This is a genomic window from Salinibacillus xinjiangensis (assembly GCF_009649735.1).
In the GTDB taxonomy this organism is placed as follows: Bacteria; Bacillota; Bacilli; order Bacillales; family Alkalibacillaceae; genus Salinibacillus; species Salinibacillus xinjiangensis.
Map to the genome: position 1 here is coordinate 152,084 of NZ_WJNH01000007.1, position 21,141 is coordinate 173,224.

Annotated in this window: 23 protein-coding genes and 1 other annotated feature; of the genes, 16 read left to right on the forward strand and 7 right to left on the reverse strand. The window is 38.0% G+C overall.

Annotated elements, in window-relative coordinates; genetic code table 11:
* The first annotated feature begins 23 nt into the window (after nt 1–23).
* On the forward strand, nt 24–335 hold the full coding sequence (locus GH754_RS12055; RefSeq protein ID WP_153728950.1) for a metal-sulfur cluster assembly factor: 312 nt from the start codon (nt 24–26) through the stop codon (nt 333–335).
* 59 nt (nt 336–394) lie between these two features.
* Here the strand turns inward: GH754_RS12055 and GH754_RS12060 are convergent, their stop codons facing one another.
* Together GH754_RS12060 and GH754_RS12065 are read right to left on the reverse strand one after the other, a co-directional pair.
* On the reverse strand, nt 395–613 hold the full coding sequence (locus tag GH754_RS12060) for a helix-turn-helix domain-containing protein (RefSeq protein WP_153728951.1): 219 nt from the start codon (nt 611–613) through the stop codon (nt 395–397).
* 188 nt (nt 614–801) lie between these two features.
* Entirely contained in the window at nt 802–1,617 is an 816-nt protein-coding gene (locus GH754_RS12065) for an undecaprenyl-diphosphate phosphatase (protein WP_153728952.1), read from the reverse strand.
* 151 nt (nt 1,618–1,768) lie between these two features.
* Here GH754_RS12065 and GH754_RS12070 point away from each other — a divergent pair, with 151 nt between their 5' ends.
* The gene (locus tag GH754_RS12070; RefSeq protein WP_153728953.1) at nt 1,769–2,110 is read left to right on the forward strand and encodes a hypothetical protein; all 342 of its coding nucleotides are present in this window, start codon (nt 1,769–1,771) and stop codon (nt 2,108–2,110) included.
* Between the two features lie 87 nt (nt 2,111–2,197).
* Here GH754_RS12070 and GH754_RS12075 read toward each other — a convergent pair whose 3' ends face one another.
* The gene (locus GH754_RS12075) at nt 2,198–2,374 is read right to left on the reverse strand and encodes a DUF2929 family protein (RefSeq protein ID WP_153728954.1); all 177 of its coding nucleotides are present in this window, start codon (nt 2,372–2,374) and stop codon (nt 2,198–2,200) included.
* 126 nt (nt 2,375–2,500) lie between these two features.
* Between GH754_RS12075 and GH754_RS12080 the strand changes: the two genes are divergently transcribed.
* From GH754_RS12080 to fabF, 4 genes are all read left to right on the forward strand, one after another.
* Nucleotides 2,501–3,124, forward strand: coding sequence for a hypothetical protein (locus GH754_RS12080; protein ID WP_153728955.1), 624 nt, complete (start codon nt 2,501–2,503; stop codon nt 3,122–3,124).
* A 72-nt stretch (nt 3,125–3,196) separates the two neighbouring features.
* Nucleotides 3,197–4,159 carry a BMP family ABC transporter substrate-binding protein gene (locus tag GH754_RS12085; RefSeq protein WP_323741997.1) on the forward strand — a complete coding sequence of 321 codons (963 nt, stop codon included), beginning with the start codon at nt 3,197–3,199 and terminating at the stop codon, nt 4,157–4,159.
* Nucleotides 4,160–4,301: 142 nt separating this feature from the next.
* Nucleotides 4,302–5,228, forward strand: a complete 927-nt coding sequence (locus GH754_RS12090; protein ID WP_153728956.1) for a beta-ketoacyl-ACP synthase III — start codon at nt 4,302–4,304, stop codon at nt 5,226–5,228.
* Between the two features lie 84 nt (nt 5,229–5,312).
* On the forward strand, nt 5,313–6,554 hold the full coding sequence (fabF, locus tag GH754_RS12095) for a beta-ketoacyl-ACP synthase II (RefSeq protein WP_153728957.1): 1,242 nt from the start codon (nt 5,313–5,315) through the stop codon (nt 6,552–6,554).
* A 632-nt stretch (nt 6,555–7,186) separates the two neighbouring features.
* Here the strand turns inward: fabF and GH754_RS12100 are convergent.
* A complete protein-coding gene (locus GH754_RS12100) occupies nt 7,187–8,140 on the reverse strand; it encodes an LCP family protein (protein ID WP_153728958.1) in 954 nt (317 codons plus the stop codon).
* Between the two features lie 166 nt (nt 8,141–8,306).
* Between GH754_RS12100 and GH754_RS12105 the strand changes: the two genes are divergently transcribed.
* On the forward strand, nt 8,307–8,510 hold the full coding sequence (locus GH754_RS12105; RefSeq protein ID WP_153728959.1) for a hypothetical protein: 204 nt from the start codon (nt 8,307–8,309) through the stop codon (nt 8,508–8,510).
* A gap of 84 nt (nt 8,511–8,594) precedes the next feature.
* Nucleotides 8,595–9,359, forward strand: a complete 765-nt coding sequence (locus GH754_RS12110; RefSeq protein WP_153728960.1) for a YjbA family protein — start codon at nt 8,595–8,597, stop codon at nt 9,357–9,359.
* Nucleotides 9,360–9,824: 465 nt separating this feature from the next.
* Here GH754_RS12110 and trpS read toward each other — a convergent pair whose 3' ends face one another.
* The gene (trpS, locus tag GH754_RS12115; RefSeq protein WP_153728961.1) at nt 9,825–10,817 is read right to left on the reverse strand and encodes a tryptophan--tRNA ligase; all 993 of its coding nucleotides are present in this window, start codon (nt 10,815–10,817) and stop codon (nt 9,825–9,827) included.
* Nucleotides 10,818–10,868: 51 nt separating this feature from the next.
* Nucleotides 10,869–11,086, reverse strand: a binding site (T-box leader).
* 61 nt (nt 11,087–11,147) lie between these two features.
* A complete protein-coding gene (locus GH754_RS12120) occupies nt 11,148–11,513 on the reverse strand; it encodes a DUF3899 domain-containing protein (protein WP_153728962.1) in 366 nt (121 codons plus the stop codon).
* A gap of 384 nt (nt 11,514–11,897) precedes the next feature.
* Between GH754_RS12120 and GH754_RS12125 the strand changes: the two genes are divergently transcribed.
* From GH754_RS12125 to GH754_RS12150, 6 genes are all read left to right on the forward strand, one after another.
* On the forward strand, nt 11,898–13,616 hold the full coding sequence (locus GH754_RS12125; RefSeq protein WP_153728963.1) for a peptide ABC transporter substrate-binding protein: 1,719 nt from the start codon (nt 11,898–11,900) through the stop codon (nt 13,614–13,616).
* A gap of 180 nt (nt 13,617–13,796) precedes the next feature.
* On the forward strand, nt 13,797–14,729 hold the full coding sequence (opp3b, locus tag GH754_RS12130) for an oligopeptide ABC transporter permease (protein WP_153728964.1): 933 nt from the start codon (nt 13,797–13,799) through the stop codon (nt 14,727–14,729).
* Complete coding sequence (opp3C, locus tag GH754_RS12135; RefSeq protein WP_153728965.1) at nt 14,729–15,874, forward strand: oligopeptide ABC transporter permease; 1,146 nt, start codon at nt 14,729–14,731, stop codon at nt 15,872–15,874. Before opp3b ends, opp3C begins: the two co-directional genes overlap by 1 nt.
* Before the next feature lie 17 nt (nt 15,875–15,891).
* A complete protein-coding gene (locus tag GH754_RS12140; RefSeq protein ID WP_153728966.1) occupies nt 15,892–16,959 on the forward strand; it encodes an ABC transporter ATP-binding protein in 1,068 nt (355 codons plus the stop codon).
* Nucleotides 16,959–17,897 carry an ABC transporter ATP-binding protein gene (locus tag GH754_RS12145; protein ID WP_153728967.1) on the forward strand — a complete coding sequence of 313 codons (939 nt, stop codon included), beginning with the start codon at nt 16,959–16,961 and terminating at the stop codon, nt 17,895–17,897. Before GH754_RS12140 ends, GH754_RS12145 begins: the two co-directional genes overlap by 1 nt.
* 283 nt (nt 17,898–18,180) lie before the next feature.
* Nucleotides 18,181–19,407: a putative glycoside hydrolase gene (locus GH754_RS12150; protein WP_153728968.1), complete on the forward strand. Its 1,227-nt coding sequence runs from the start codon at nt 18,181–18,183 to the stop codon at nt 19,405–19,407.
* Between the two features lie 67 nt (nt 19,408–19,474).
* Here the strand turns inward: GH754_RS12150 and GH754_RS12155 are convergent, their stop codons facing one another.
* A complete protein-coding gene (locus tag GH754_RS12155; RefSeq protein ID WP_153728969.1) occupies nt 19,475–19,663 on the reverse strand; it encodes a hypothetical protein in 189 nt (62 codons plus the stop codon).
* A 156-nt stretch (nt 19,664–19,819) separates the two neighbouring features.
* Here GH754_RS12155 and GH754_RS12160 point away from each other — a divergent pair, with 156 nt between their 5' ends.
* Nucleotides 19,820–20,395, forward strand: a complete 576-nt coding sequence (locus GH754_RS12160) for a GNAT family N-acetyltransferase (protein ID WP_153728970.1) — start codon at nt 19,820–19,822, stop codon at nt 20,393–20,395.
* Nucleotides 20,396–20,664: 269 nt separating this feature from the next.
* A complete protein-coding gene (gene spxA / locus GH754_RS12165) occupies nt 20,665–21,060 on the forward strand; it encodes a transcriptional regulator SpxA (RefSeq protein ID WP_153728971.1) in 396 nt (131 codons plus the stop codon).
* Nucleotides 21,061–21,141 lie beyond the last annotated feature (81 nt).

Here is a 21,141-nt window from a genome sequence, read left to right on the forward strand (position 1 = left end):
AACAATTAAGGGGGGACAGGAAAATGGATAAGGCATTGGAAGAAAATTTAATGGGTGCCCTTGAAAATGTAATTGACCCAGAACTCGGGATTGATATCGTGAATTTGGGTTTAGTATATGGTGTGGAGTTAGATGATGAAGGTGTAGCAACAGTTACGATGACACTAACAGCGATGGGTTGCCCACTTGCTGGTCATATTGAACAAGACGTTAAACGTGTTCTCTCAGATATTCCTGAAGTAAAGGAATCTGTAGTAAACATTGTTTGGAGTCCACCATGGTCTAAAGATCGCATGTCTCGATATGCAAAAATCGCACTTGGTATTCCAGACTAATAGTAGAAATGAAAAAGGATGTCCCCTTGGGATATCCTTTTTAAATTAATGGTAGGGCTTTATAGTAACTCATTTTCTAATCCTTCTACATCCAGTGTGATAAAATGATCCTCACTTACTTCAACAATGTCCTTCTTTCTTAACTTTGCAATGGTACGGTTGACTGTTTCTCTACTAGAACCAATCATATTGGCAAGTTCACGATTGGTAAATTGGGTATTTAATTGTACCCAGCCTGATTCTAATTCTTCCCCATGCATCTTCGCTAAACGTAACAATAACAGGACAACTTGACCGTGGGTGTTGTGAAGTAATTTTTTCTCTAAGCGACCTTGTAAATCGACGATGATGTTACCGAGTACACGGCCAAAAGCCTATCAAGAACACATTAAAAACCAAAAAAAACAAAAAAACAAAAAATATAAAAAAAGGGATTCTAAGTCTGAAATGCTTAGAATCCCTTTTTTTAAGCTAAAAACAGAAGGATAATCGCTGATATGGCAAAGCAATAGAAGGCGAAGTATTTTAGATTTCCATTTTTCATGATGTTCATAAACCATAGAAGAGCGTAGTAGGAAGCTACAATTGCTCCGATTAATCCAACCACTAAAGGAATCCAAAGTGTTTGAAAGGTTCCTGCTCCTACCATATCTTTGACAGAAAAGATCATCGTACCTAAACTGACCGGAATATATAATAGAAAGGAAAATCGCAGTGCTGTCTCTTGTTTTAATCCCAGTAGCATAGCACCAACAATTGTTGCACCTGAGCGGCTTATCCCTGGCATTAACGCAACTGCTTGTGCTAGTCCAATGATAATCGCATCCTTCGCCGTTACCTCGGCTTCACCTTTGTGTCCACGTATATTACGAATAATCCATAAGGCAATACCTGTTACGAGCAGGGCAATCCCAACTGCTCTCAAGCCTTCATTAAATGTCTTGCTAATCCAATCCTCTAATAAAACCCCTAAAACACCCGCTGGAATGGTGGCAATTATTAAAAATAGAACAAACCTAAAATCATTAGCTCCATCTTTATTTTTCTTAAACACGTAACTTAAACTGTTTGTCGTTAATCGTATAATATCCTTGCGATAAATGATTAAAACTGCAATCAAGGAACCAAAGTTTAAAAAGCCTTCAAAGGTAATGTCTAAATCTAGTTCCATAAATTGTCTTACAAGAACTAAATGTCCACTGGATGATATGGGAATTGGCTCAGTAAACCCTTGAAATAATCCTAAAAATAAATATTGTAAAAGAACCCACAAATCGTTCATGGATGAACCTCCTAAAATTATTCTACGTATAGTAGACGGTCATTAATCTGTTAATCCTACAAAATGCTAAAAAATGTTTAATTCAGGATGTACTTGGAACGTGATACATACCTATTGAATAAACTGGTGGTGTGAAGGAGGGATACAGGAAATGCATCACAAACATTCGCATCACCAAGATTTTTATTCATTGTGTAAGTCACATATGAATAAATATGTACTAGCAGAGACGTCTGATGGCCATCAATTTGATGGGGTTATTGTTGATGTTGATGCCGAAAACGTCATCTTAGCCATTCCAATTGGGCCCTCAGAGATGGATTTTTATCAAGACAGCCAAGCGGCGAATTATCGCCAATGGGGTTATCCGTTCGGGTATGGATATTATCAGTATCCATATGGCGGCTTTTATGGTTTTCCAGGAAGGCGATTTAATAGACTTGTTTTACCTCTTGCAGCTTTAACTGCGCTAAGCGTACTTCCTTGGTTTTAGTGCCCAAACTGTAATAATGCCAGGTCTTGTCGGTTTGTGACATCCAACAGGTACCTGGCACTTCATCGTGTAAAATATTATTTTTTCCTAAGCATTTTCTTCCTTCAGTACACCATCGCCTAAAACGGATACGCAAATGGAAAAGACAAATCCTAAAAAGATGGCTGTACTAACGCTAAATTCAATACCAGCCATATTTCCAATTACATACGTAATCATGCAGCTTAATAGAAAGCCCCAAATAAATGTAAATATAAAACGCATGGTTTCACCTCATTATGTCTTCATTCTGTAATTAGTTTACCAAAGCATGTTCGAAAAATAAAGAATAATTCCGCTTAGAATGGGATTGTAAATAAAATGTACAGAATAAAAAAGGGGAATATAACAATGAAGGTAATGATAATGGACTGTTTTCATTGGATGGGATTTCATTTAGTAGAGAAATATTTGTCAGAAGGAATAGAGGTCATTGGCCTGGACCAAATGGATCATCCAAGGAAGGAATTTTTATATAGTATGATAGGACGTAATGCGCTTTTTGAATGGAATGAGGATATAAGCAAGGTTGAATCTGATGAGTCAAAACATAGTGTCATTGCATTCAACCAACAACCAACAAAGGTAAAAAAATTGTTAAAAAGGTATAAGATAAGAGGAGATTTTTATTTTATTATGGAAGAAGGTAATAGTAGTCGAAATAATAGTGAAGAACTAGGACTTATCCAAAATGAATATATGATTTATACTCCAGCATTAATGGGGAAATGGATGGACGATGGAAGATTCCATGAGGTAACGGAGCTTGAGGAGTATATTTGGATGGATGATTTCGTTTCATGGTTATTTAGCTTCATTGAGCAGAGTAATAAACCTAATCTTGTCTATTTAACTAATCAGTATAGTCGAGGGGAGCTTGACTTTACCTCCCACGTTTCGAAACAGGATGCAATTGAACAGATTCAAGAACACATTTCTAACTGGAAGTGTGAGTATTATCATTTAAATTCTTAGCCTTAACGTGTAAACTTTACTACAAAGAGCCAAGAAAGATATTACAGGTGAAACAGAATAGGAGTGCTAGCAGTGAGAAAAACGGTAGCGCTAATGTTTATCATTACATTATTTATTACTGGTTGTTCGGATTCGATCGAGTCTAATGAGGTAAAAAATGTAGGGATGCTAGTAGAAGGTACAATATATGATCAAACGTGGGGCAAAAAGGGATACATGGGCTTACTCGAAATCAAAGAGGAAATGGATGCAAATGTGTTTTTTAAAGAAGGTGTCAATTCACAGGTTGCCGTTAATGAAGCGGTTGAATCCTTTGCTAATAAGGGCGTCACGTTAATTTTTGGACATGGTAGTACCTATGGTCGTTATTTTTCTTCTATACGTAAAGAGTACCCTGAAATTCAATTTGTTTATTTTAATGGAGATAAATATGGGGAAAACCTAACGAGCTTGAATTTTAATGCGAATGCGATGGGCTTTTTTGCTGGTATGGTGGCAAGTTCGATGACCGAAACCAACCAAGTAGGGGTGGTCGGTGCTTTTGAATGGCAGCCTGAGATTGATGGTTTTTATGAGGGAGTAAAATATGAAAATCCTGATGTGGATGTAACAATTCGAACCGTTAATCATTGGGACAACGAACAAATGGCGCTTAAGACGTATAAAACCATGGTAGAGGAAAAAAATATCGATATTGTCTATCCTGCTGGGGATGGCTTTAGTGTGCCGATCATTGAGCAAGCAAAAGAGGACGGGCTATACTCAATTGGGTACGTATCAGATCTTCATGATTTAGGAGAATCCACTGTTTTAACAAGTACCGTTCAACATGTTGATCGGTTGTATTTGCTAGCAGCCCAGCTCTTTAATAAAGGGAAATTAACGTCAGGAATAATGAGCTTTGACTTTCAAGACGGAGTGGTATCGATGGGAACATTCAGTGATGAAGTTCCAGAATCGGTTCAAAATCGTATTAATGAAGCAGTTGACCACTATATTGAAACGGGAAAGCTTCCGAATCAAGTAACAAACTAAAAAGTGGAGTTTTTGCTCACAATAGGCAAAGGCTCTACTTTTTAACAATGGGACTTCAGAAACCTTGAAATATTGTTTTTTTTACATTAAAATTAATACCAGGTCATAATATTTGATAATAAACCTTTAAGGGGATGAACATATGAATGCAGGGATCATAGGTGTGGGGCATTTTGTCCCAGAAAAAGTGGTGACAAACCACGATTTAGAAAAACTAGTAGATACTAATGATGAATGGATTCGTACACGTACCGGAATTGAGGAAAGACGCATTGCAGGAGATGACATGGATACGTCGCATATGGCATATAATGCAGCAGTCGCAGCCCTAGAGGATGCGGAAATTACAGGTGAAGATTTAGATTTAATCCTTGTAGCAACCGTGACACCTGACCAACCGTTTCCGTCTGTTGCATGTAGACTTCAGGAGAGACTAGGTGCCAAAAAGGCTGCTGCCATGGATATCAGCGCTGCTTGCTCTGGTTTTATGTACGGATTAGCAACAGCAAAGCAGTTTATCGAATCAGGCGGATATAAACACATATTGGTAATCGGTGTAGAAAAGCTGTCTAAAATTACAGATTGGGACGATCGTAACACATGTGTTTTATTCGGTGATGGTGCAGGTTCTGCAGTTGTCGGAGAGGTAGAGGATGGTAAAGGAATCCTATCCTTTGAGCTCGGTTCAGACGGTAGTGGAGGAGAACACCTCTATCAAGACGAATATATAATTATGAACGGTCGCGAGGTCTTTAAGTTCGCTGTCCGTCAAATGGGTGAGTCAGCTGTAAATGTAGTAGAGAAGATTGGCCTGAAAAAGGAGGATGTGGATTATTTAATTCCTCATCAAGCTAACATTCGCATTATGGAAGCAGCACGGCAAAGACTTGATATTGAAGAGTCCAAGATGTCTAAATCAGTCCATAAATACGGCAATACATCTGCGGCCTCCATTCCAATCGCTTTGTCAGAAGATGTTAAGAACGGTAAAATTAAGGAGAATGATTTAATCGTATTAGTCGGCTTTGGTGGTGGACTAACCTGGGGTGCTGTGGCTATCCGTTGGTAAAGTCGCAGCTAGACACGAAGAAAGAGACCCCACCATTTTTTAGTGATATAGAAGTAGATGAATAGGAAGGAAGGGTGTTAGTACATGGTGAATCGTCGAGTGGTTGTTACAGGAATGGGAGCTGTAACACCAGTAGGAAATGATGTTGATTCGATGTGGGATCAAATCGTAAGCGGTGAATCTGGCATCGGAGAAGTAACAAAAGTAAACCCAGATGATTTCCCGACAAAAGTAGCTGCAGAGGTTAAGGATTTTGATCCGACTCTATATATGGAAAAACGTGAAGCAAAACGGATGGATTTGTTTACTCAATATGCTGTTGCAGCATCAGTGATGGCTGTAAAGGATGCGGGACTAGAAATTAATGATGAAAATGCAAACCGTACCGGCGTTTGGATTGGCTCAGGAATCGGTGGAATGTCCACGTATGAAGAACAATTCCGTAAGTTTATTGATAAAGGCTATCGTCGTGTAAGTCCATTTTTTGTTCCAATGATGATTCCGGATATGGCAGCAGGTCAGGTTTCCATTATTCTTGGAGCAAAAGGGATTAACTCTTGTACCGTGACTGCATGTGCCTCAGGAGCAAACTCTATTGGTGATGCGTTTAAAGCTATTCAGCGCGGAGATGCAGATTACATGATTACAGGCGGTGCTGAAGCCCCAATTACCAATATGGCCTTTGCTGGTTTTTCAACGGCAAAAGCATTGAGTACAACAGAGGATCCGAAAAAGGCTAGTCGTCCATTTGATTTAAATCGAAACGGCTTTGTAATGGGAGAGGGAGCAGGAATTCTTCTATTAGAAACGCTGGAGTCTGCACAGGAGCGTGGGGCTCATATCTATGCTGAAATTGTTGGATATGGCTCAACAGGAGATGCTCATCATATCACCGCACCAGCTCCAGAAGGCGAAGGAGCTGCAAGAGCTATGCAACAAGCCATTGAGGATGGCGGAGTTGAAAGCCAGAATGTTCAATACATTAATGCTCATGGTACGAGTACCGAGCTAAATGATAAATTTGAGACCCAAGCAATAAAAACTGTATTTGGTGATCATGCCTATGATTTAGCGGTTAGTTCCACAAAGTCCATGACAGGCCATTTGTTAGGTTCAGCAGGTGCTGTAGAATCCATTATTTCAATTAAATCGATGACAGATGGCATTCTACCGCCTACAATTAATTATGAAACAGAGGACCCTGATTGTGATTTGAATTATGTTCCGAATGAAGCAGTTAAGAAAGACATAGATGTTGTCATGAGTAACTCTTTAGGCTTTGGTGGACATAATGTTTCGTTAGTATTTAAGAAATTTAATGGTTAAATAGAAAGTGAGGAGCCCTTTGCTACTGCGTTGTGCAGTGGTAAAGGGCTTGTTTTTTGCAAATGACTTTTTCAAGTGAGTGTTGTTTTTGACTGAAAAGATATAAAATGCGATATAACATTAGCATGATTCGTTTCCCAATATTAAATATGATGAGTGCACAACCATCGCTCCGGAAATACACTTCGCTTTCACCCAAGGGCACAAGTGCGACATCTACTCAAACTCCCTTTGGTCGTTTTCATAGTGTCTTCTTTGCCGCGGGCGAGCGGTGAGCCTCCTCACTGCGTTGCGGGGTCTCACTTGTCTCTTTGCTCCCACAGGAGTCTCCGTGTATTTCCTCCGCTAAAACAGTGCCTCATTTGATTATTTTAGAGGTGAACTTTTGTTTATCAAAAACTTTTTAACGTTGCATTCATCAGAACACTCCAATAGTGGAGGCAGAATACGGAGACTCCTATGGGAGGAAGCGTGGTGAAGGCCCCGCAGGAAGCGGTCTTTGCTTCCGAGGAGACTGAGGCCGTGCCCATGGAAAGCGAAGTATTCTGCCGGAACGGTATGCATTTAATATTCATCAGAACGATAAGAGCAACAACGCTTACAAAAAAAATAAATCGACGCATGGCGCCGATTTATTCCACATTCAAAAATGATTTTATTTCTGCTCGATTTTCTGCCTCATTAAATTCTAATACATCACCAGCATGACTATATGTGGAATCCCATGCGGTTTCGCGAATAGGAATTCGAAGCGTTTCGATGTTATCAACTGGATTTAAGAGAAAGTCTTTTCCTAGTGATAAGATGGTTCCAGTTTTCATATTTGTATCAATGTAAGGCTCCAACGTACCGACAACACGGGGCAACTTGAAGAGCCCAGCAAAGGAGATCATTTCATCCTTCAGCAGTTTTATAACCTTTTGTTGTCTTTCCACACGGGCAAAATCTCCATCTCTATCATGTCGAAAACGTGCATACCCGAGTAATTCTTTCCCGTTAAGTCTTTGGACACCTGGCTGTAATTCTACGTCAATGTTGTGGGACATGTATTTTTCTACTTCGATTTCTACTCCTTCTGGTGCAACTGTATCTACTACCTGGGTGAAACCGTTGAAATCAATGATGGCGTAATATTCTACATTAATGCCAAAGTTTTGTTGGATGGTTTGTCGTAATAATTCTGGTCCTCCAAGAAAAAATGCGTGATTGATTTTGTTGTAGCCATGTCCGGGAATATTCACGTAGCTATCGCGCATAATCGAGACTAGTTTAGCTGTTTCCTTATCAGGATCATACTGCCCTATCATAATCGTATCAGTTCTCGAGTTTTCTTCACCACGAGAATCAACACCTAATAATAAGACATTGGTTTTTCCTAAATCATCATCCACACCCTGAAACTCGTCTTCATATTTACTGTTCGTTTCACTTTTTCCAACTTGGTCTTCAGCAGCTTCTTTACCTGCTATATATTCATATGTCGTATAGGTAACTACGCCCAATACGAGGAGTAGAGCGGTTATTAATATCCATTTTTTTCGTTTGCGTTTCTTGAGTGTTCTTCTTTCCACACGTTTATTTACCATCTATAAGGCCACCTTTTATCTCCCTAATTAAGTAAAAATCCATTAATTATAAATTTACCTTTATTCTTCCAATTAGTAAAGAGAATTTATTAGATTACCCAGGTTATATGTTTTTTATTCTTATCATATAAATAAATCAAATGGGACATGCCTGGAGGATAATAAAATGTGGTTTATATTTTTAATGCTATTGGGCTTTGGGATGACAACTGCGGGCGGAGTTTCCTTAATCATCTATTTGAATATCATCCCGGTAGGCGTCAGCTTTTATCAATATTTAATTTTTGTGAAGGACAGGCCTGAATGTTACTTGTTTATTCTTGGGATCGTAATCATCGTCTTAACCGTTTATTTTGCAAGAGAACGGTAAAGATTTGGATAGGTAGAATAAAAATGCCAAACATAGACCATAATGACAAATAGAAAAGACGAAATAGTAAAGCGAGGGTCTTGGATGATGTACTTACATGATGTTTGGGTAAACTGGTTTGAAGGGGAAGAAAATGGTTATAATGTGTGCCATTTTCATGAATGGAGAAAAGAGGATGGAATTGAACTCCTAGACCAAGTTCCGTTAGTTTATGTGACAGAAACATTATATGATTACATTGAAAATGACCTACAGGATTTGCCTAAGGAATTGTTAGATGCTGTACATCAACGTGCATACTTAAGGAAAAATCAAGAACGAATCCCACTGGAATATGCGTTTGTGGCTACCGATGGAAAATCAATTGTCACCATTGATACAATGGGCTATTCCTTACCTATTCGTAAAAGTCGTCTTATTCCAAGGCAAGAACGTTTAGTTTACGATATGATTGAAAAATTAGAGCCTGTGTCATTTTCATTCTCACCTGAGCAATATCATAAAGAATATCATACTTTATCCTTGCCACCAGAGGAAATGGTAGGGTTGACAAGGAAAGAAAGACAACTGAAACAACTACTTATGATGATGCTAGATCAAATGAAACAAACATCGCAAATTGCTGAATTACGGTATTGGTTAACAGAATGGGCACCTGGGAAATATCATTCCATTCAACAGATGGATTATAATGAAGTGTGGGAAGAGTTATATGAAGCATTAAAGTGTGGCTGGTCCAGTACTCATGAAGAGTTATGTCGAAAAATGGTTAGAGGACAACCATTCTTTGAAAAGCTGTGGGAGCTGGAAAACGGGGAAGTCAATTCTTCCAATCAAGCGTTTTATTAAAAATGGTTTTGGTAACATGACAGTCTATAAGCTGGGTGATGGCTTATGGGCTGTTTTTTTGTGGATAGTGGGCAGTAGACTTGATTATGAGCGAATGTGACGGGATTATCAGCTCAAGTGAAAGGAACCATGGCGTTTGACATGATTATTAGGTCTAAGACATGAATGGGAAGAAAACTGACAGGAATACCTTGGTGATAGACGTGATGCTCGCGAGGAATGACTGAAAAAGAGGAAATAGTGACAGAATCAAGTTAACACCGAGAAATAGCTGACCTGATTATTTAAACACCAGACGTGATTATTCCATCTACTGGCATGATTCAAGGTTATAAACGACAGGTTTTCCATACAAACTAACATGAATAAATTCGGGCATGGCCCCCGTCACTCCAAACCTTTCCCCCTAAAAACAAAAAAGGATCAAACAAGCCTTAATTGCTTGTTTAATCCTCATAAATGGCATTACTTTTTCCGGACTCTCCCAAGTCCCATGGCTTTTTTGGCTTTACGTAGCATTTTAGATGCCTGCGCCTGGGCTTTGTCTGCTCCAAGGTCTAATACTTCATCTAACTCTTCTGATTCAATCAACTCTTGGTAACGAGCTTGAATTGGAGCTAAAGCATTCACAACAACTTCAGCTAAGTCTTGTTTGAAGTCACCATAACCTTTACCGGCGTATTTTTCTACGATGGCATCAATTGACTCCCCGCTAAAGCTAGAATAGATGGTTAGTAAATTAGAGATACCAGGTCGGTTTTCTTTATCATATTCAATGGTTCCAACAGAGTCCGTAACCGCACTTTTGATTTTCTTTTCGATTTTTTTAGGGTCGTCTAGCATAAAGATGGTCGCTTTTTGGTTTTCATCTGATTTACTCATTTTTTTCGTTGGTGTTTGTAAGGACATAATCCGTGCGCCAACTTTCGGAATACGCGCTTCAGGAATGGTGAAAATGTCATTGTATTTACGATTAAAGCGCTCTGCTAAGTCACGGGTTAACTCAATATGCTGTTTTTGGTCATCGCCTACTGGCACCTCGTCCGTATTATATAGAAGAATATCGGAAGCCATTAATGGTGGATAGGTTAACAAACCAGCTGAAACGGCTTCTTTTCCTTCTGATTTATCTTTAAACTGGGTCATTCTTTCCAGCTCGCCGATATATGCAACGCATTGTAATATCCAGCCTAGCTGAGTATGGGCTGAAACTTCTGATTGAATAAACAATGTTGACTTATCTGGATCAATACCAGAAGCTAGGTAGAGAGCAGCAAGAGACCGAATGTTTTTTCTTAATTCTAACCGGTCTTGTGGAACAGTAACGGCATGCTCATCCACAATGCAAAAATAACAGTTATACTCGTTTTGGAGATCCACAAAATGTCTAAGTGCTCCCAAGTAATTTCCGATAGTTAATGTACCACTTGGTTGAATTCCTGAAAAAATGGTTTTCAATTGTTTCACCTCGTTATTCGTGTATTAAAAAAGGTTCATCCATCCCTAAAAAACAGGGACGAATGAACCGCGGTACCACCCTAATTATTTCCAAATTGAATGGAAATCACTCCTAAATCCAATAACGCCTGGAACGCGTTGCTTCTATATAAAATAGACGCAAAACTCCAAAGCCCCAATTCCATGAATACATACTTGCCTGTTTCCACCAGTCAGGCTCTCTAGAAAGTAGTGGTAACCATGTACTTATGCTTTCTCATCGTTTTTATAAAAGGATAAGTAAATTTTATTAAAGTATATATAAAGAAAATAAAAAATGCAACAATCACCTTATAAATAGTAGATGATGAGCAAAACTAAAACAGTGATAAGTAGCCCTATCCCTTGAAACCAGAAGCTATGATAGACACTTTTATTTACTTGTTCAGAAGGAAGAGGCTTATCCTTCCATTCATCTAATAGGTCATGCTTAGACATTTTGGCACGAAATCTTCTAAATCCAAAGGTGACTCCATCAAAAAAACGACCTTGGATTACGTATAGAAGAAGTGCAATTAAGATATACGGGAAGGAGAGATAAAACATTGTATTAATGAAGCTAGTTAAATTGTAATTAGGTGCAAACGTAAAAAAGAGTACAAAACTTAGCCCTATGTTGACGAGTAAAAATAACCATTTATTTTTGATCCATTGCAAAGTAAACACCTTTTTCCTTCAAAATATCCTTCATATTATATCATGGAAGGAGGAAAATTGCCTTGAGAAGATAATTAACTGAAGAATTTACCAAAACAAAATAATGAATACGACATTAATCTGACAGGCAATATTATCTAGATTTGTATAAATTTTTATTCAGGTAGGCTAATTTATACACAAAAGATAAGAAAAATATGGTTATAAAAACTAGGTAAATAGTCCTGTTTTTTGTTATTCAAACGTAATAATAGTGAGGTTTTTGTAAATTTTTTAAAAAAAGTTGATGCAAAATTGTAAGAAAACTTGTATAATTCTAAGCGTAGATAAATTATCTGCAAAAAAATTTAGAAAATTTCATTTTTAGGGGAGGTCATTAGAACCATGAAAAAGTCAAAATGGTCACTGCTTTTAGTACTTGGTCTAGTACTAAGCTTATTCTTGGCTGCTTGTTCTGGCGGAGATGATACTGAAGAGCCAGAAGAAAATGCAGAAGAAAATACTGAAGAACCAGAAGAAAATGCTTCAGAGGAATCCTCTGAGGAAGTTGAGCAAGTGTTTAACCTACTTAATGGTGACACAATTCCAACAATGGACTCATCTATGGCAACTGACGAATATGCATTCCAATTCCTAGGTTCAACTATGGAAGGTCTATATCGTTTGGATGAGAACCAACAAGCAGTTGAAGGTATTGCAACAAAACACGAAGTTAGTGAGGATAAACTAACTTGGACATTTACACTACGCGAAGACGCTGTTTGGTCAAATGGTGACCCTGTTACAGCTCATGACTTCGTTTACGCTTGGCGTCGTGCTGTTAACCCTGACACTGGATCTGAATATGGTCCATACATGATGAATGGGGTTATTAAAAACGCAACAGCTGTATCTGAAGGTGAAAAGCCTGTTGAAGAGCTAGGTGTTAAGGCTGACGGAGACTACACACTTGTAGTTGAACTTGAAAACCCAACACCATATTTCGAGTCTTTAACAACTTTCGGAACATTTTTACCACTTAACCAAAAATTCGTTGAAGAAAAAGGTGAAGACTATGCTACAAGCACAGAAAACCTTCTATTCAACGGACCATTTACTCTAGAAAACTGGGATAGTACAGCAAGCTCTTGGGAATTACACAAGAACGAAGACTACTGGGATGCTGAAACTGTACAATTAGAAAAATTAACATTTGATGTATCTAAAGACCCTCAAACTGGGGTTGACCTATATGAAACTGGTGAGGTAGATCGTGCTGGTCTTTCTTCTGACTTAGTTGACGAATACTCTACTCACGAAGATTACAAAGTAACACCTGAAACTTCTGTATTCTACTTGAAGTTTAACCAAGAACGTAATGGTGAAGAAACTCCACTTGCAAACGTAAATGTACGTAAAGCTATCGCTCGTGCATTTGATAAGCAAGCGCTAGTTGATACTATTCTTAACAACGGTTCAATCGTTGCAAATGGTCTAGTACCATCTGACTTTACTACACACCCAGAAACTGGAGAAACTTTCCGTGAAATTAACGGAGACCTATCTCCAACAAATATTGAAGAAGCTAAAGAATACTGGGCTACTGCTCTTGAAGAACTAGGTACTGACACTGTTGAGCTTGAATTCCTTGCTGGTGACAGTGAAACTGCTAAGAATATGAACGAGTACATCGCTAACCAACTTGAAACCAATCTTGAAGGGTTAGATATTACTCTTAAGCAAGTTCCATTCGAACAACGCCTTGATCTTGATACTAACCAAGATTACGATATCCAGTTCGCTGGATGGGGTCCTGACTACTTAGACCCAATGACTTGGTTAAGCCTATGGGTAACTGATGGCGGAAACAACAAAATGAGTTTCTCAAATGAAGAATATGATTCTCTTGTAGAATCTGCATCTACTGACTTAGCTTCTAAACCAGTAGAGCGCTATGAGGCATTTCTTGAAGCAGAAAAAATTCTATTTGAAGAGCAAGCAATTGCACCAATTTACCAAAGTGCAATGGCTCAGCTAGTTTCACCTAAGATGGAAGGTTATTTCGTTAACCCATTCGGTGCTACTTATGAATATAAGTGGGCTAAGGCTGTAGCTGCAGAATAATATAACTGATTATTCAAGTTCTACCCAAATAGAATAGATTTACAGTTATAGGAGAGAGAGAGTATATAGACCAAATTATTGGCATATGCTCTCTTTTCCATTGTTAACCAAAAATCTAACAATAATGAACATTCAGTCAATTACCGCTATGATTCGACAAAATTTTCAGGAGGTGTACGAATGACTCGCTATTTGCTAAAACGAGTTGGGTACATGGTGATCACGCTGTTCATCATTGCATCTGTTTCGTTTTTTCTAATGAAGATGTTGCCAGGTAGTCCGTTAAGTGCTGAGAATAAACTGTCTGAAGAGCAGCAGGCGATCGTTTTAGAAAAGTACGGTTTAAATGACCCAGTACCCGTTCAATATGTAAAATATATGGCAGGACTAGTACAAGGTGATCTTGGAACTTCCTATCAGTTTGACTCAACCCCTGTAACAAAAATTATCTCTGACCGAATTGGACCATCAGCCATCTTAGGGGCTCAATCATTGATTTTTGGGCTAATATTTGGAATTTTACTCGGTTTAGTTGCGGCAATATTTCATAATGGCTTTCTTGATTTTACTTCGACCATTGTTGCAGTATTAGGAACATCCATTCCTTCCTTCGTGTTTGCGGGGCTCTTGCAATATGGACTTGCCGTTCAGTTAGGTTGGTTTCCAGTTGCACTTTGGGATGGTGGCTTTGAATACACCGTATTACCGACAATAGCCTTAATGATTTTCCCAATGGCAACGGCTGCTCGTTTTACTAGAACCGAAATGCTAGAAGTATTGGGTTCAGACTTTATTACAACGGCTCGAGCAAAAGGAGTTAGTGGAGCTGGAGTAGTATTTAAGCATGGTTTACGAAATGCTTTAATTCCATTAGTAACGATTATTGGACCTATGGCTGTTGGACTTATGACGGGAACACTTGTTATTGAACAAATTTTTGCGATTCCTGGAATTGGGGAGCAGTTTGTTAAATCCATTATGGTGAACGACTATCCTACAATCATGGGAACGACAATTTTCTACTCTGTATTGTTCGTAGCTATTATTTTAGTTATTGACCTCCTTTATGGAATAATCGACCCACGAATCAGAGTCACTGGAGGAGATAAATAATGGACAAAAACAATTTACCAAAGGATTTATTTGTTCCTTTAGAACAAAAAGAAGATACAAGTGAAAAAATTTCCCGTCCGAGTAGAACGTTTTGGCAGGATGCAAGGAGAACATTTTTCAAGAATATTCCTGCTATGCTAGCTTTAATTCTCTTACTTGCCATCATTGTGATGAGTATTATCGGTCCAGGTATGAATGAATACGGATATGATGATCAAGATTTATCCAGAGCAAAAATGCCTGCTCGTGTGCCTGGTCTTGAAAATATTAGTTGGTCTGGGTTTACAGGTACGTTTACGAGAGAATTTGAAGGAGATACAGTTGAGGATGCTTCAAATAAAGCTATTCAACGTTACGATAACCAAGAGGACTTTATTGACATTACCGTAGTAAGTGAAGGTGATGGTAGTAACAACTCAGCAACAATTGAAGCAACTTACCATCCTTATGAGGCAAAACAGATGGAGGAAACGTATTTTTGGTTCGGTACGGATGGTTTAGGCCGTGACCAGTGGACTCGTGTTTGGAAGGGTACTAGAGTGTCCCTAATTATTGCCTTTTTAGCTGCAGCTATTGACCTGTTAATCGGGGTAGCATATGGTGGTATATCAGGTTATTATGGCGGACGTGTCGATGATTTTATGCAACGTATAATCGAGATTCTCATCGGTATTCCAAACCTTGTTGTCATACTTCTGATGATTATCGTTCTGCAGCCAGGTATACTTTCGATTACGATAGCCCTGACGATAACAGGTTGGACAGGTATGGCTCGTATGGTTCGTGGTGAAGTGTTAAAACTTAAAAACCAAGAATTTGTCTTAGCAGCAAGAACCTTAGGATCTCCTAACCGGAAAATAATAGCCAAGCATTTAATGCCGAATATTAGTGGGATTATAATCATTAATACGATGTTTACGATTCCAACTGCGATTTTCTTTGAAGCTTTCTTAAGCTTTATTGGACTTGGTTTGGTTCCACCGGAGGCATCGCTAGGAACCTTAATTAATACAGGGTTTGATTCATTAAGACTCTATCCTTATCTATTAATATTCCCAGCGATACTTATCTCAGTTATTATGATTGCCTTTAACATTTTAGGTGATGGACTACGAGATGCATTTGATCCTAAGATGCACAAATAAAAAGGTAGGTGTGAATAATGGATAAATTACTTGATGTTAAAAATCTTAAAATCTCATTTAACACCTACGGCGGTGAAGTGCAGGCTGTACGTGGTGTTAATTTTACTGTAAATAAAGGGGAAACATTAGCTATTGTTGGTGAATCAGGTTCTGGGAAATCTGTCACAACGAAAGCACTAATGCAGCTCCTCCCAAAACCTCATGGCTTTATTAAGGAAGGCGAAATCCTTTTTGAAGGGGAGGATATAGCTAAAAAGTCAGATAAGGATATGCAGAAAATTAGAGGTAAAGATATCTCTATGATTTTCCAGGATCCAATGACATCCTTGAACCCAACGATGAAGATTGGGAATCAAATTATGGAAGGACTTATTTTGCATCAAAAAATGAGTCGTGACAAAGCAAGAGAAAGAACAATTGAACTATTAGAACTGGTTGGTATTCCTGATGCAGAGTCAAGGTTAAAGCAATTTCCTCATCAATTTTCAGGTGGTATGCGTCAGCGTGTAGTTATTGCGATTGCACTTGCGTGTAACCCGAAATTACTTATTGCCGATGAACCGACTACTGCACTGGACGTTACCATTCAGGCACAAATACTTGAGCTTATGAAGGATATTCAAAAGAAAACAGATAGTGCCATTATTTTTATTACCCATGATTTGGGTGTTGTTGCAAATGTGGCTGACCGCGTTGCCGTAATGTATGCAGGTAAAATTGTTGAAATAGGTACGGCAGATGAGATTTTCTATAATCCAAAGCATCCGTACACTTGGGGATTGTTAGGTTCTATGCCTTCCCTTGATAATGAAGGATATGAATTAACTGCAATTCCAGGTACACCACCTGACATGACGGATCCACCAAAAGGTGACGCATTTGCGCCGAGAAACGATTATGCTCTAAAAATTGATGAAGAGCTAGAACCACCGATGTTTAAAGTGTCGGATACCCATTATGCTGCTACTTGGTTGCTACATGAAAATGCACCAAATGTTGAGCCACCAGAGTCTGTTAAACGCCGTTTGAAGGGGATCTCTAATACGGGCTCAACACCAGAGGTAGCTAAGGACGGTGAACAATAATGACAACAAAAGAAAAGTTACTTGAGGTAAAAGACCTAAAACAGCATTTCAAGGTTGGACGTAAAGGTGTTGTAAAAGCAGTAGATGGTATTACCTTTGATATTTATAAAGGGGAAACATTTGGCTTAGTAGGGGAGTCTGGTTGTGGTAAGTCAACAACAGGCAGAACAATCATTCGTCTATATGATGCTACAGATGGAGAAGTAGTGTTCAATGGTGAAGATGTTCATAAAGTAAAATCAAAGACAGAGTTAAAAAAGTTTAACCGCAAAATGCAAATGATTTTCCAGGACCCTTATGCATCCTTAAACCCTCGAATGAATGTTATGGATATTATTGCAGAAGGTATTGATGTACACGGCCTTGCTAAGGATGAAAAGGACCGTAAACAAAGAGTTCAACAGCTTTTAGAAACAGTTGGACTTAATAAAGAGCATGCTAATCGTTTTCCGCATGAATTTAGTGGTGGACAACGTCAGCGTATTGGAATTGCTCGTGCACTTGCCGTTGAGCCTGAATTTATTATTGCAGATGAGCCAATCTCAGCACTTGATGTGTCCATCCAGGCACAGGTTGTAAACCTAATGAAACAGCTACAGGAAGAGTATGGATTAACGTATTTATTTATCGCCCATGATCTATCAATGGTCAAATACATTAGTGATCGTATTGGTGTTATGTATTTCGGAAATATGGTCGAGCTAGCCGAAAGTGATGAGCTTTATAAAAATCCGCTCCATCCATATACGAAGTCACTGTTATCTGCTATTCCATTACCAGATCCAGATTATGAACGTAGTCGTAGACGAATTGAATATGATCCATCCATTCATAATCAAGATGAGGATTCTGAATTCAGAGAAGTAAAACCAGGGCATTGGGTAAGATGTACACCAACAGAATTTGAACAATATAAAAGAGAATTAGAAAGTAAATAATACAATGCTATTTCCATCATTACATGTTGGTATGAAGTTTTAATCCTTGTTGTTTAACCTATAACAAGGATTTTTCTTTGCGCTCATGGAGTAATACCCTTGTTGACAGGGAAAGCCACGTCCAGCTCCATAAAATAGTGCTTTTTACTTGGCATTTTTTTAAGTGTGGGGTCATAGTATAAAAATAATTTCCCACGAGAAAATTAAAAAAAGCCACCAAAAGAATACAAACTTCTACTATAATAAAGTTATTAGAAAAATAAAAAATGGGAGTTTGATCATATTGGATAAACCGAGGCAGCTAAGAAGAATATCATTTATTTTGGTTGTGGCCTTCTGCTTACTTTTTCCGCAACAAAATCTTCATGGAGAGGAACAAAAAGAGACCAATACAGTTAAATCTCACAGCACACACCAAGTTCAATTAGAAAAACGAAAATTACCGGAACGGATTGCTCGTTTTGTCTTTGATTCAGGCCTTACTTTTGAGTATCCTGATGCTGTTCGAGGCATTTATGTAACAGGACCGACTGCAGGTGGTAGCCGTTTTGATGAACTGATTAAATTTGTGAATGATACAGATTTAAATTCAATGGTCATTGATATCAAAGAGGACCATGGAAATTTAACCTTTAGACCTGAAGAGGATTCACCTTATTACGATGTTTCACAAAATTATATTAAAGATGCCCGAAAAATGCTTAAAAAACTGGAAAAAGAAGGGATATATCCAATAGCACGTATTGTCGTATTCAAGGATACTCTTCTTGCAGAAAAGAGGCCAGAATTGTCATTTAAGCAAAATGGATCCATTTGGAAAAATGGTCGCGGAGAAGCCTTTGTCAATCCTTTTAAGAAAGAAGTTTGGGATTATAACGTTGAGATTGCAAAGATGGCTGCTGAATTAGGATTTCGAGATATTCAATTTGATTACGTACGTTTCCCAGAAGGATTTGAAAAACGAGACAAGGAACTTCAATATGATAAAGGTGACTATGGGGATTTAGATATAAATAATGTCCAGAGGCGCGTAAAGGCTGTTACAGATTTTGTTGCTTATGCAAGAGAGGAATTGCATAAATATGATGTGGACGTCTCTGTGGATATTTTTGGGTATTCAGCAACTATTCCAGAAGCGCCTGGTATAGGACAAAACTTCACTAAGATTTCGGAAAATGTTGATGTGATTTCTTCCATGATCTATCCAAGTCACTGGACCAGTTACTTTGATATTCCATTCCCAGATAAAGAGCCTTATCGTTTAGTTAAAGAATACGTGAAAGTAGAGAGTGAACGTTTAGGTGAACTAGAAAATGCACCAACCTCAAGGCCTTGGATTCAGGACTTTGAAGCGCCTTGGCTTTATGGCGGTTCTCCTGTTACGCAGTACGGAAAAGCAGAGGTGGAAGCTCAGATTAAGGCTTTAAATGAAGGTGGGGTTAACGAATTCCTTATTTGGAACCCATCTAACAAATATACACAAAATGTTGATTATACACCACTTGACTAAAAGCAAAGAACACTCGCCCAATGGGTGAGTGTTCTTCTTGTATTACATAAGTAAAAATATTCGTGGGTTACTTTTTCTCTGAGCCACCGACTTGTTTCCAATTGGATTGAATCGATAAAGAACGAGATGTAAATTTATCCTTATTTTTTCTACCCAACAAATTCTCCCCAATTAATTGAACTAGCACAGCTGAAAAAGCTGTTAATGCAATGATTAAAAGTCCAAATAATGATAACTCTAAGAGAAAGGACGTCATAGTCATCAACCCCCATTCGTTTCCTAATTTCATTCTATGCGAAAGAGGAAAATTTTAAAAGGCAAAACTGCGAATTTTCACACATTTTATACTCATTTAACAAAATTCAGATATTTCGTTATAATAATAGATGACTACAAAATAAGGAGTAGATCAATGAATTGGTATGAAAAACTCAGCAAGTACTTTCCCGTTGAAGAAATGAAATCCAAAGAGCACATGGAAACGCTCCTAGAGGAAAAAGGAGACGTATATTACAAGGACGAAGGTAAATATCATGTTCTTATGTACGCAGAATTTGAAACCTTTATCTTTATCGATTATGTCTATGTTTCCAAGGATGCAAGGGGAAAGGGAATTGGGCACAAATTAATGGAAAAACTTAAAGCAAAAGAAAAGCCGATCATCCTAGAAGTGGAACCGATTGATTATGAGGACACAGACACCGAAAAAAGACTGCATTTTTATCAACGAGAGGGCTTTGAGCATGCCAAGTCTATCGGTTATACAAGACGTTCTTTAGCCACGAATGAATTGAACGATATGGAAATTCTCTATTGGTCTCCTAAGCATGAAACCGAGGAAGAAATTTTTGAGAAAATGAAAAAAATGTATAAAAATATCCATACTTATAAAGATAAAGAATTATATGGTAAGTCCTATCAGCCTGTTGATGAAGTTTTAACCTTTAATGATGAAGAAAGTGATGACATTTTTAAAGAATTAGACTAAAAAATGAAACCTTTTATCCCTTGTTATCGTATTAGATGACAAGGGTAATTTTTTCTCATGTTTTAAATGTCGATAGATAGGGAATAGTTGTAATAAATATTGCGAAATGGTGAACAAACTATTAACAATTCCAATAAGCCCTACCCTTATACATAATTTTGTAGTATACTTATATTGTACACTTCTAGATTGTATTAATTATAATCTAATAAGTTTTCTTTTTTATATTTACCTTGTAAACAAGTTATCCTTTTAAAGGAGTGAATCATATGGTAACCCTATTTACATCACCAAGCTGTACGTCTTGTCGGAAAGCAAGAACGTGGTTAGAAGAGAATGAAATTTCATTTCAGGAGCGTAACATATTCTCAGAGCCTTTAACTGTAAATGAGATTAAGGAAATTCTCAGAATGACTGAGAATGGAACTGACGAAATTATATCAACACGATCGAAGGTATTTCAAAAACTGAATGTAAACTTAGATCAATTACCTCTTAAGGATTTGATCAAGCTCATTCAGGAAAATCCAGGTCTCCTCAGACGTCCAATTATTCTTGATGAGAAACGATTACAGGTAGGATATAATGAGGATGAAATTCGTCGATTCTTGCCAAGAACAGTACGAACATTCCAGTTACGTGAAGCACAACGTATGGTTAACTAATAATCAACTAGAAATATAAATATGTGTATAAAAAAAGGTCTGATACCTCAGCTTTTCATAAAACGTGAGTCATTCGCTTTA